We start from the raw sequence: 12,666 nt of genomic DNA, 5'->3' as shown, positions 1-12,666 counted from the left end.
CCGTTTGTAATGGCTCACTCGTGCTGATTTACGCTATAATCTCACGCTTTTTTTATTTAGCTCACAACACGGGTAGCAAATGAAATTTCCTGGACGCCGCAGGCATAAACATTATTTTCCAGTGGAAGCCAAAGATCCACTTACCAATCAACTTAACGCAACAGAGCGATTACAACGTAGTTATATTACGGGTATCGATCAGATCGTTGTTGATATAGAGGCAAAAGTTGATCAAGCTTTCCTTGACGAATTTCAACTACGTAGAGGTATGTCGCAAGTTATTGATAGCGACATAACAAACGCCTTATACGATCGTTTAAAATTAAACGATATGGTTGATTTTGAGTTTGCCGGTGGGACCATTGGTAACACTATGCACAACTACTCTGTACTTGCAGATGATCGCTCAGTTTTATTAGGCGTAATGAGCGAAAATATAAAAATAGGTAGCTATGCTTACCGCTTTTTATGTAATACCTCAAGCCGTGTAGATTTAAACTATCTTCAACCAGTAGATGGGCCTATAGGTCGTTGTTTTACATTAATTGATGAAACCGGTGAGCGTACTTTTGCAATAAGTGCGGGCCTAATGAATCACTTACGTCCTGAATCTATCGATAAAAACCTTATTGAAAATTCATCAGCATTAGTGATCAGTGCCTACCTCATGCGTACGCAAGGTAGTGAAACAATGACTGAAGCGACTATGCAAGCGGTAAAATACGCTAATGATGCAGGTGTGCCAGTTGTTCTTACACTCGGAACTAAATTCTTAATTGAACAAGACCCGACCTGGTGGGCAAACTTTGTTGAAAAGCATGTTGATATTCTTGCCATGAACGAAGAAGAAGGGTTAGCTATTACGGGCTTTGAAGACCCACTACTAGCTGCTGATAAAGCACTTGATTGGGTTGACTTAGTCATTTGTACTGCTGGCGAAAAAGGCTTATTTATGGCCGGCTACGTTGACGAAAATTTAAAGCGCGAAACCGAATACCCGTTATTACCAGGTGCAATACCTGATTTTAACCGATATGAATTTTCACGTGCTATGCGCAAAACAGAATGCGATGAGCCTATCAGAGCATATAGCCATACAGCCCCATTTATGGGTGGACCTGACTCAATCAAAAACACCAATGGTGCAGGCGATTGTGCGTTAGCCGCTGTGCTACATGATTTATCAGCGAATGTTTACCATAAACTTAACGTGGCAAACTCTGCTAAGCATCAGCAACAAGCGATTACTTACTCATCATTATCGCAAATTAGTAAATATGCTAACCGAGCTAGCTATGAAGTATTAGTTCAGCACTCTCCACGTTTATCTCGTGGTTTACCAGAACGCGAAGACTGCTTAGAACAAGTTTATTGGGAACAATAGATAACGGTGGGAGCAATTATTGCTCCCTTTCGTTTAGCTAAAAAATAGAAATATCGAGCTTTTTAGATAGTAGTTCCAGCGCCGCAACTCCTGCAACCGAATTACCAAACGAATTAAGCCCCGGAGAATAAACAGCCACAGTAAACTTATTTGGTAACACGGCTAAAATAGTTCCCGATACCCCTGACTTACCAGGCATACCAACTCTGTAACCAAAATCCCCCGCAGCATCATATAAACCACTCGTAAATAAAAGCGAATTTAGCTGCTTGTTTTGACGGCTACTTAAAACACGATGACCTGAACTATTATCAACACCTTTATTTGCTAAAAAATTATAAGCTTTAGCCAATTCAATACAGTTAAGCTCAATAGAACAAAAATTAAAGTAAGCCCACAAAACATCATCAACTTCATTTTCAAAATTACCAAACGACTTCATTAAATGTGCCATAGCAGCATTACGATGCCTAAATTCATACTCAGAATTAGCAACTTTTTTATCAATCACTATCCCTCTATTACCAGCTAACAACCTAAAGGTCTCGAGCATAGAGTGCATTGGTGCAGATAAGCGGCTGTACAACGCATCACACGTTACAATTGCGCCTGCATTTATGAAAGGGTTACGAGGAATCCCTTTTTCAAACTCAAGCTGTGTAAGCGAGTTAAAGGCAGTCCCTGAAGGTTCCTTTCCAACTCGATGCCAAAGCTCATCACCATAACGTTGCAGTGCCATAGTAAGTGTCATAACTTTAGAAACTGATTGAATAGTAAAACGTTGGGAGCAATCCCCCGCACACACAGTCTCACCATCAGCTGTATAAATAGCAATAGAAAATTGCTCAGGATCGACCTCTGCTAGGGCCGGTATATAATCAGCTACTTTTCCTTGTGATAATAAAGGGCGTACTTCATGTGCTATTTCATCAAGCACCTTTTGATAATCAGCTGTAGGCAAACTAGACCTCTATATCATCATTCATAAAAATTGGATTTTAGCACGCGCGAATAGACGCAACTAGTTTTGTTGTTGAATTTAAAGGGGATGTTTTTCTTAATTTTAAAAAGCAAAAAACCCGTCACATTGCTGTAACGGGTTTCTCTTAATTAAATCCTGGTAATGTCCTACTTTCACATAGCAAATGCTACACTATCATCGGCGCTGTTTCGTTTCACTACTGAGTTCGGCATGGAATCAGGTGGGTCCAAAACGCTATTGTCACCAAGAAAATTCTTTTCAATTTTCTTATTTTAATTATTAAGGTTAAAGTCCTTCGACTGAATTTGAAGCCTGGTAATGTCCTACTTTCACATAGCAAATGCTACACTATCATCGGCGCTGTTTCGTTTCACTACTGAGTTCGGCATGGAGTCAGGTGGGTCCAAAACGCTATTGTCACCAAGCAAATTTGGGCGTTAATACGTATTTCTGCGCACTAACTGAATTTGGAAAATATCTGATAATATTTTTTAAGTCTTTCTAAGTAATGTCTACTTTAGCCATATTAACTTCTTCGCTTGCTTCACTATCACATAAAACGCGTTTGGCGTTGTATGGTTAAGCCTCACGGGTAATTAGTACAAGTTAGCTTAATGGCTCACACCACTTCCACATCTTGCCTATCAACGTTGTAGTCTTCAACGGCCCTTCAGAGACTTTAAAAGTCTAGTGAGAACTCATCTCGAGGCCTGCTTCGCGCTTAGATGCTTTCAGCGCTTATCAGTTCCGAACGTAGCTACCGGGCAATGCCATTGGCATGACAACCCGAACACCAGCGGTTCGTTCACTCCGGTCCTCTCGTACTAGGAGCAACCCCTCTCAATTCTCAAACGCCCACGGCAGATAGGGACCGAACTGTCTCACGACGTTCTAAACCCAGCTCGCGTACCACTTTAAATGGCGAACAGCCATACCCTTGGGACCGACTTCAGCCCCAGGATGTGATGAGCCGACATCGAGGTGCCAAACACCGCCGTCGATATGAACTCTTGGGCGGTATCAGCCTGTTATCCCCGGAGTACCTTTTATCCGTTGAGCGATGGCCCTTCCATTCAGAACCACCGGATCACTATGACCTACTTTCGTACCTGCTCGACGTGTCTGTCTCGCAGTTAAGCTGGCTTCTACCATTACACTAACCGTACGATGTCCGACCGTACTTAGCCAACCTTCGTGCTCCTCCGTTACTCTTTAGGAGGAGACCGCCCCAGTCAAACTACCCACCAGGCACTGTCCGTAACCCCGATTCAGGGGCCAACGTTAGAACATCAAAACTACAAGGGTGGTATTTCAAGGTTGACTCCAACAAAACTAGCGTCTCATCTTCAAAGTCTCCCACCTATCCTACACATGTAGGTTCAATGTTCAGTGCCAAGCTGTAGTAAAGGTTCACGGGGTCTTTCCGTCTAGCCGCGGGTACACAGCATCTTCACTGCGATTTCAATTTCACTGAGTCTCGGGTGGAGACAGCGTGGCCATGGTTACACCATTCGTGCAGGTCGGAACTTACCCGACAAGGAATTTCGCTACCTTAGGACCGTTATAGTTACGGCCGCCGTTTACCGGGGCTTCGATCAAGAGCTTCTCCCTAAGGATAACCCCATCAATTAACCTTCCGGCACCGGGCAGGTGTCACACCGTATACGTCATCTTGCGATTTTGCACAGTGCTGTGTTTTTAATAAACAGTCCCAGCCACCTGGTCACTGCGGCTCCCGTCCGCTTAGAGAGCAAGTCTCATCACAGATAGGAGCGTACCTTCTCCCGAAGTTACGGTACGATTTTGCCTAGTTCCTTCACCCGAGTTCTCTCAAGCGCCTTAGTATTCTCTACCTGACCACCTGTGTCGGTTTGGGGTACGATTCCATATAATCTGAAGCTTAGAGGCTTTTCCTGGAAGTATGGCATCAGCAACTTCATCACCGTAGTGACTCGTCTCGTGTCTCAGGTTTAATGTTCGTCCGGATTTACCTAAACAAACGCCCTACTCACTTTCACATAGACTACCAACGCTATGCTTGCTTAGCCTGCTCCGTCCCCCCATCGCAATTATATCGAGTACAGAAATATTAATCTGTTTCCCATCGACTACGCCTTTCGGCCTCGCCTTAGGGGTCGACTTACCCTACCCTGATTAACATGGGATAGGAACCCTTGGTCTTCCGGCGTGGGAGTTTTTCACTCCCATTATCGTTACTCATGTCAGCATTCGCACTTCTGATACGTCCAGCATACCTCCCGGTACACCTTCAACCGCTTACAGAACGCTCCCCTACCACTCAGAATAAATTCTGAATCCGCAGCTTCGGTGCATAGTTTAGCCCCGTTACATCTTCCGCGCAGACCGACTCGACCAGTGAGCTATTACGCTTTCTTTAAAGGATGGCTGCTTCTAAGCCAACCTCCTGGCTGTCTGGGCCTTTCCACATCGTTTCCCACTTAACTATGACTTTGGGACCTTAGCTGGCGGTCTGGGTTGTTTCCCTCTTCACGACGGACGTTAGCACCCGCCGTGTGTCTCCCGGATATTACTTTACGGTATTCGGAGTTTGCAAAGGGTTGGTAAGTCGGGATGACCCCCTAGCCTTAACAGTGCTCTACCCCCGTAAGTATTCGTCCGAGGCTCTACCTAAATAGATTTCGGGGAGAACCAGCTATCTCCCGGTTTGATTAGCCTTTCACTCCTAGCCACAGGTCATCCCCTAACTTTTCAACGTTAGTGGGTTCGGTCCTCCAGTTGATGTTACTCAACCTTCAACCTGCCCATGGCTAGATCACCGGGTTTCGGGTCTATACCTTGCAACTATTCGCCCAGTTAAGACTCGGTTTCCCTACGGCTACCCTATTCGGTTAACCTCGCTACAAAATATAAGTCGCTGACCCATTATACAAAAGGTACGCAGTCACCCAACAAGTGGGCTCCTACTGCTTGTACGTACACGGTTTCAGGTTCTATTTCACTCCCCTCACAGGGGTTCTTTTCGCCTTTCCCTCACGGTACTGGTTCACTATCGGTCAGTTGGGAGTATTTAGCCTTAGATGATGGTCCACCTATATTCAGTCAAAGTTTCACGTGCTCCGACCTACTCGATTTCACTTAAAATGTCTTTTCATGTACGGGACTATCACCCTGTATCGTGGCACTTTCCAGCAGCCTTCCATTAACACATAATAAGCTTAAGGGCTGTTCCGATTTCGCTCGCCGCTACTTTCGGAATCTCGGTTGATTTCTTTTCCTACGGGTACTTAGATGTTTCAGTTCTCCGCGTTCGCCTCGTTAACCTATGTATTCAGTTAACGATACCTGCAAGCAGGTGGGTTTCCCCATTCGGAAATCCTAGTCTCAAGCGCTTTTTACTAGCTTGACTAGGCTTATCGCAAGTTAATACGTCCTTCATCGCCTCCAACTGCCAAGGCATCCACCGTGTACGCTTAGTCACTTAACCATACAACCCAAACGGGTCTTTGTTTTGTGACAGTTTAACTTCGCCAGAAGTCAATATTGAATACTAAAGTAGATACCAATCAATCAACTCATAAGAGTTAACTAAATGGCACTCAATGGTACTGCTACCATTGTTTTTTTACTTTTGAAAACTCTTGATAAATACAATGTATTCATCAGAATTTTATTATCAGCTTTTCCAAATTTTTAAAGAGCATATTAATTAGTTATCCCGAAGGACAAGCACTAATTAACAATCATCTGTGTGGACACTACGAACAAATAAGTTCTAAATCGTATAAGGAGGTGATCCAGCCCCAGGTTCCCCTAGGGCTACCTTGTTACGACTTCACCCCAGTCATGAATCACTCCGTGGTAAACGTCCTCCCGAGGGTTAGACTATCTACTTCTGGAGCAACCCACTCCCATGGTGTGACGGGCGGTGTGTACAAGGCCCGGGAACGTATTCACCGCGTCATTCTGATACGCGATTACTAGCGATTCCGACTTCATGGAGTCGAGTTGCAGACTCCAATCCGGACTACGACGCACTTTAAGTGATTCGCTTACCTTCGCAGGTTCGCAGCACTCTGTATGCGCCATTGTAGCACGTGTGTAGCCCTACACGTAAGGGCCATGATGACTTGACGTCGTCCCCACCTTCCTCCGGTTTATCACCGGCAGTCTCCTTAGAGTTCTCAGCATTACCTGCTAGCAACTAAGGATAGGGGTTGCGCTCGTTGCGGGACTTAACCCAACATCTCACAACACGAGCTGACGACAGCCATGCAGCACCTGTATCAGAGTTCCCGAAGGCACCAAACTATCTCTAGTAAGTTCTCTGTATGTCAAGTGTAGGTAAGGTTCTTCGCGTTGCATCGAATTAAACCACATGCTCCACCGCTTGTGCGGGCCCCCGTCAATTCATTTGAGTTTTAACCTTGCGGCCGTACTCCCCAGGCGGTCTACTTAATGCGTTAGCTTTGAAAAACAGAACCGAGGCTCCGAGCTTCTAGTAGACATCGTTTACGGCGTGGACTACCGGGGTATCTAATCCCGTTTGCTCCCCACGCTTTCGTACATGAGCGTCAGTGTTGACCCAGGTGGCTGCCTTCGCCATCGGTATTCCTTCAGATCTCTACGCATTTCACCGCTACACCTGAAATTCTACCACCCTCTATCACACTCTAGTTTGCCAGTTCGAAATGCAGTTCCCAGGTTGAGCCCGGGGCTTTCACATCTCGCTTAACAAACCGCCTGCGTACGCTTTACGCCCAGTAATTCCGATTAACGCTCGCACCCTCCGTATTACCGCGGCTGCTGGCACGGAGTTAGCCGGTGCTTCTTCTGTCAGTAACGTCACAGCTAGCAGGTATTAACTACTAACCTTTCCTCCTGACTGAAAGTGCTTTACAACCCGAAGGCCTTCTTCACACACGCGGCATGGCTGCATCAGGCTTGCGCCCATTGTGCAATATTCCCCACTGCTGCCTCCCGTAGGAGTCTGGGCCGTGTCTCAGTCCCAGTGTGGCTGATCATCCTCTCAAACCAGCTAGGGATCGTCGCCTTGGTGAGCCATTACCTCACCAACTAGCTAATCCCACTTGGGCCAATCTAAAGGCGAGAGCCGAAGCCCCCTTTGGTCCGTAGACATTATGCGGTATTAGCAGTCGTTTCCAACTGTTGTCCCCCACCTCAAGGCATGTTCCCAAGCATTACTCACCCGTCCGCCGCTCGTCAGCAAAGTAGCAAGCTACTCTCTGTTACCGCTCGACTTGCATGTGTTAGGCCTGCCGCCAGCGTTCAATCTGAGCCATGATCAAACTCTTCAATTAAAAAGTTTTATGTCTTTCGACAGCTCAATGAATTCTGAATTTTTGTTTTTGTTGCCAAAAACGAATTGACTGTGCGTTATTATTTTCACTTTTAAAAAAGTGAAATCAAAACAGCTCAAGGCTGAATCTTTTAATAACATATGGTCACTCAGTTTTCAATTGAGACTCTAATTTGTTTGCCTCGCTAATTACCCATAAAGAATAAGTAGTTTGGCTGTTAGAACTCAATCTGTACGAGTGCCCACACAGATGATTGCTTTATATTGTTAAAGAACGTTTTGAGTCGCTTTAGCGTCTCAAGGGATGCGAATAATACACCCTTTATTTTTCGAGTCAATACTTTGTTTTAAACTTTCTTTTTAGAAGATTTAAAACCGAAGTTTTATTTAACTCTCTAAGTAGTTCCTGCCTCGCTATGCGTTGGCCTTTCCCGTCTCAATGGGGTCGCATTATAGGGAGCGGCGGATTTTACGCAAGCGTTATTTGCATAAAATAGTAATTAAAATTAAGCCCCAAGCAAGCGCACACGATAAACACAAGTTACCCACAAAACCCTGTTGATAACTCTTGTTTTTACATAGCTAAACCATACTAAAGCTATTAATTAAAACCTTAAAAATGCAAAAAGCACCTTATGTAGGTGCTTCTTAAAAGTAATAGTTATTAGAATCTAGTATAAAATACTATATAACTTGCGGCGATACTTAGCTGCGAGTGCGTCGCCATCAGGTAAAGAGGCAATAATGGCTAAAAAGCTTGGTTTTGCTTCGTTGAAGTTCAGATCTTTTTGTAGAACTGTAAACAGTACATCCAATGCTTCTTCTTTTCTGCCTGCTTCATTAAGTAAAATACTGAGCTCTTCTTTTAATTCTAAGTCATTTGGATACTTTTCTACTTGTTGTTGCTTTTCTTTAATCTCTGGTGAATCTTTTGCTTCAAGCGCGGCTTCGCATTTTGCTTTTATATTATTAAAGTAAGCATCTTGCTCTTGTGCATCTATTGTATTTATAAGCGCTTGCGCTTCATCTACCTTGTGAATTTGAATACATATGTCTGCTAGCACTAACTTGATACGTGCATTACCGCTGTCTATTTCATAAGCTTGCTTTGCATAATTAAATGCAGCATTTAAATCTGACTTTAATAACGCTTGCTTTGCTTGTTCTAACAGTAAGTCTTGTTGCGCAGGTAAATGCTTTGCTAGGGCTTCGCGTATTTGTACTTCGCTTTGAACACCTGCAAGTAAATCTACTGGTGCAGAGTCTTTTAATAATACAAGCGTAGGCAGTGTTTGAAGACCAACTTGTTGCGCAAGTTGAGAAGCGAGTGCTTGCTCTGCATCGCAATCTAGGTTTGCTACTACTATATGGCTTGCATATTCAGCCGCTACTTTATCTAAAATCGCAGCTTGTCCAATGCAGTCAGGACTTTGAGGAGAGAAAAAGTTAAGCAACACTAATTTTTGCTGTGATGTTTCACCGAGTACTTGTTGAAGGTTTTGCGCATTAATACTAACTATGTTGCTCATTGAATTGATTGCCATATTCATCTATTTAGGTTTTTATATGGTGGTGAACATAATAATTACAAGTCTTATACCTAAATCACTCGGTATACATATTCAACAATGAGGGAAAACATGAAATTAACTTACCTAAGTGCAGCACTTTTATTAGCAAGTCCATTTGTACAGGCAAATGGACTCGATTTGAATTTAAGCAAAGCCATGCCAGCTATAGAAAAGTTTTACCTCGATTTACACCAATCGCCAGAGCTTTCTTATCACGAACAAAAAACGGGTAATAAAATAGCGGATAAATTAACTCAGCTGGGTTTTAAAGTAACAAGTAATGTAGGTGGCTTTGGTGTTGTCGGCATTTACAAAAACGGAAACGGTCCAACCGTGATGATCCGCACTGACACCGATGGCTTACCTATTATAGAGCAGACAGGAAAGTCCTATGCCTCAAAAGTTAAAGTAATAGACGAGCATGGTGCGAAAGTAGGTGTAATGCACGGTTGTGGCCACGATATTCACATGAGCTCTTTTATTGGTACTGCTGAGCAATTAATAGTACACAAAGATCAATGGAAAGGCACTTTGATGATGGTTGCACAGCCTGCCGAAGAAGTTGGTGGGGGTGCTAAAGCCATGTTAAGCGAAGGACTATTTAGTAAATATGCAAAACCTGATCATATAATTGCTTTACATGTAAGCGCTAGCGTCCCCGCTGGTAAGGTATCAATGAAAAATGAATACACTATGGCAAGTGTAGATTCTGTCGATATTACAATAAAAGGTAAAGGTGGTCATGGTGCTTATCCGCATACAACTATTGACCCAGTGGTTATAGCTGCACGCACTGTACTTGCTCTACAAACAATCACAAGCCGAGAGCTTTCACCGCTTGAGCCTTCTGTTATTACAGTGGGGTCTATTCATGGCGGTTCAAAACATAATGTGATTTCGGATGAAGTAAAACTACAACTCACCCTCAGAAGCTATAACCCAAATGTAAGAAGCGCTCAAATAGCTGCTATCAAACGTATTACAGCTGGGATAGCACAAAGTGCTGGATTGGATGAATCAAACTACCCTGTAGTATATGTACATGAAGATGAATCTATTCCATCTACTTATAATAACCCTGCACAAACAGATATTGTTAGAAACTCTATTGCCAGCGCAATTGGCGATACTAATGTACTTGAAACACAAGCTGTAATGGCGGGTGAAGATTTTGGCCTATACGGACGCACCGATGAAAATATCCCTATTACCCTTTTTTGGCTAGGAGGCGTAAACCAAGCACAATATGCAGATTCGATAAAAACAGGTGAGGTACTCCTTCCCTACACTCTAGTAAATTTGCACCAGATTATAAAATTGCTATTCCTACTGGAATAAAAGCAATGAGTAACGCTGCTGTTGCCTTATTTAATAAGTAACCTGAGTTTAGGTTAAGTAATACCAATTCAACATTAAGCAATATGGTTTAATAAAATGGCTCTGTTGCTAACTAGCAACAGAGCTTTTTTTATAACTCGACTTTTTAAAGGTCGCTTTTCCACCTCGTTTAGCAAAACGTTTTTTAGGTGAGGTTTTTGGTAACTTCGCAAATGCATTGCTATCGCAGCTTGCTGCTAATTGAACAAACCCATTTAGGTCAGCAAGTAAAGGCTGTAAAAATTGCTGATAACTCATTGCCTGCTGTGCAATATCACCTAAGCTCGACTCCCACTTTTGCGGTTAAATCAGGACTCGCTAAACCTTGTGGTAATACGCTAATTAGAGCAAGTCCCGTTTCGGTCGCTCTAATTGACTTACCTTCACGTTTTAAAAGCGCCGCTTGAATAGCAACTCGATTATTCCCGCACGTGTTGCCTCCGTACCTAAACCATCGGTGTCTTTTAATACTTTTTTAATTTGTGGATCTTTAACATAACGACTAATACCGGTCATCGCAGCCAATAATGTAGCATCGGTAAAATAAGTAGGGGGTGATGTATGCTTTTCGACTACTTCGCCTTTATCGCAAAAAAGAGGCATACCTTTTGTTAAAGGAGGTAGCGAGGCTTCATCTTTTAATTCAGATTTACCCATTAACACCTTAAAACCCAAGCTTACATCTTGCTTTGCATTTGCCTTAAAAAGCCCACCAGCAATAATTACCTCAGCTTTAGTTTCGTTATATATATAGTCGGGATAAAACTGAATTAAGTAATGACGGCTTATTAATTGATATACCTTTGCTTCGTCACCGCTCAAACTCGCTGACTTTAACTGCTTAGCCGTAGGCACAATGGCATGATGGGCTGCTACTTTTGAATCGTTAAAACATTTACTACGCTTTTTTACATCAGCCCCGTTTACTAATTCACTGCTTTGCCCCCCATTAGCACTTATTGCCTTAAAAATAGCAGATGCTTCTTGATGGTGATCTTTGGGTAAATAACGATTATCTGAGCGTGGGTAAGTTATTAATTTATGACGTTCGTAAAGTATTTGGCAAATATCCAATACTTTTTGAGCTGGCATTCCAAATGCTTTAGCTGCATCTATTTGCAGAGCAGATAAATTATAAGGCAATGGAGCACTTTGCTTTTTTTGTTTTTGGTCGAGTGAAGTAAGCTCAGCACTTTGCTTTGTAATGCGTGAAGCAACATTTCCTGCAAGAGCTTTGTTAAGTATTCGCCCTTCTTCATCTTGATGTGGCTCACATGCTTTGCTTGGAACCCACTTAGCTATGAATGGTTGATTATCTGGAGTAAACAAATGCGCCAATACATCGTAAAAAGGCTTAGATACAAAATTAGCTATTTCGTTATCTCTATTAACAACAAGACCTAAAATAGGGGTTTGAACCCGCCCTACCGAAAGCACATTACCAAATCCTGCTTTTTGCCCAGCTAATGTATATGCACGCGTTAAATTCATACCAAATAACCAATCCGCACGAGAGCGCGCTAAAGCAGATACACTTAACGGAATAAAATCTCGATTAGAACGCATTGCGCCCAATGATTTCTTTACCGCCGACAAGTTTAAATCACTAATGAGTAAACGTTGCGTACTTTGCTTTTTAGCCTGACTTATTTTAGCTTCTTCTATTACTTGGTCGACCAGAAGCTGGCCTTCGCGGTCTGGATCGCCAGCGTGAATAAGTTGCGAAGCTTGTTTAATTAATTTTTTTAAAACAGTGAGCTGTTTGCGAGTTTTGGTTTTGGCTTTTAACTTCCACTGCTCAGGTATTATAGGTAAGTGATCAAACTGCCACTTTTTAAAGCGCTCATCATAATCATCAGGCTCTGCTTGTTCTAGTAAATGCCCAATACACCACGAGACACAATCACCGTTAGCAACTTCTATATAGCCATCGTGTTTTTTATGTGGTTTTGGTAACGCATCAGCAATAGCGCGTCCAAGTGAAGGTTTTTCTGCAATGTAGAGTTTCATAGCTTGCTCACCACTGTTTATATGAACAGTAGTTTAGCACAGC

The 12,666-nt window shown here is 43.0% G+C and carries 3 protein-coding genes, 4 rRNA genes and 2 pseudogenes; 2 read left to right on the top strand and 7 right to left on the bottom strand.

The features are described from left to right. Positions 1-79 precede the first annotated feature (79 nt). On the top strand, positions 80-1,384 hold the full coding sequence (locus P4S71_RS12850) for an inosine/guanosine kinase (protein ID WP_337119918.1): 1,305 nt from the start codon (positions 80-82) through the stop codon (positions 1,382-1,384). A 37-nt stretch (positions 1,385-1,421) separates the two neighbouring features. Here the strand turns inward: P4S71_RS12850 and glsB are convergent, their stop codons facing one another. The 6 genes from glsB to P4S71_RS12820 all read right to left on the bottom strand — a co-directional run bounded on the left by glsB (position 1,422) and on the right by P4S71_RS12820 (position 9,194). After that, positions 1,422-2,345 (bottom strand): glutaminase B, encoded by a 924-nt coding sequence (gene glsB / locus P4S71_RS12845; RefSeq protein ID WP_096792570.1) that lies wholly within the window; start codon positions 2,343-2,345, stop codon positions 1,422-1,424. Between the two features lie 154 nt (positions 2,346-2,499). Further along, positions 2,500-2,614: ribosomal RNA gene (gene rrf, locus P4S71_RS12840) — 5S ribosomal RNA — on the bottom strand. A 62-nt stretch (positions 2,615-2,676) separates the two neighbouring features. Beyond that, a 5S ribosomal RNA gene (gene rrf, locus P4S71_RS12835) occupies positions 2,677-2,791 on the bottom strand. 150 nt (positions 2,792-2,941) lie between these two features. Beyond that, positions 2,942-5,832: ribosomal RNA gene (locus P4S71_RS12830) — 23S ribosomal RNA — on the bottom strand. 298 nt (positions 5,833-6,130) lie between these two features. Further along, positions 6,131-7,666 (bottom strand): 16S ribosomal RNA (locus P4S71_RS12825). The 16S, 23S and 5S rRNA genes sit together here, the layout of an rRNA operon. A gap of 670 nt (positions 7,667-8,336) precedes the next feature. After that, positions 8,337-9,194: a tetratricopeptide repeat protein gene (locus P4S71_RS12820; RefSeq protein ID WP_337119916.1), complete on the bottom strand. Its 858-nt coding sequence runs from the start codon at positions 9,192-9,194 to the stop codon at positions 8,337-8,339. A gap of 111 nt (positions 9,195-9,305) precedes the next feature. Between P4S71_RS12820 and P4S71_RS12815 the strand changes: the two are divergent. Next, positions 9,306-10,615: pseudogene (locus P4S71_RS12815) on the top strand (M20 metallopeptidase family protein). A 67-nt stretch (positions 10,616-10,682) separates the two neighbouring features. On the opposite strand, the pseudogene P4S71_RS12810 reads toward P4S71_RS12815, so the two are convergent. Further along, a pseudogene (locus tag P4S71_RS12810) lies at positions 10,683-12,623 on the bottom strand (DNA topoisomerase III). Between the last annotated feature and the right edge of the window lie 43 nt (positions 12,624-12,666).

The organism is Pseudoalteromonas sp. B62 (assembly GCF_037162565.1).
Classification (GTDB): domain Bacteria; phylum Pseudomonadota; class Gammaproteobacteria; order Enterobacterales; family Alteromonadaceae; genus Pseudoalteromonas; species Pseudoalteromonas fuliginea.
The sequence above is the reverse complement of the archived record's forward strand: the minus strand, read 5'-3'. Positions and strand labels throughout refer to the sequence as shown.

Coding starts and splice junctions, on each gene's coding strand:
- P4S71_RS12850 (WP_337119918.1), top strand. CDS start 80: ATGAAATTTCCTGGACGCCGCAGGCATAAACATTATTTTCCAGTGGAA.
- P4S71_RS12820 (WP_337119916.1), bottom strand. CDS start 9,194: ATGAGCAACATAGTTAGTATTAATGCGCAAAACCTTCAACAAGTACTC.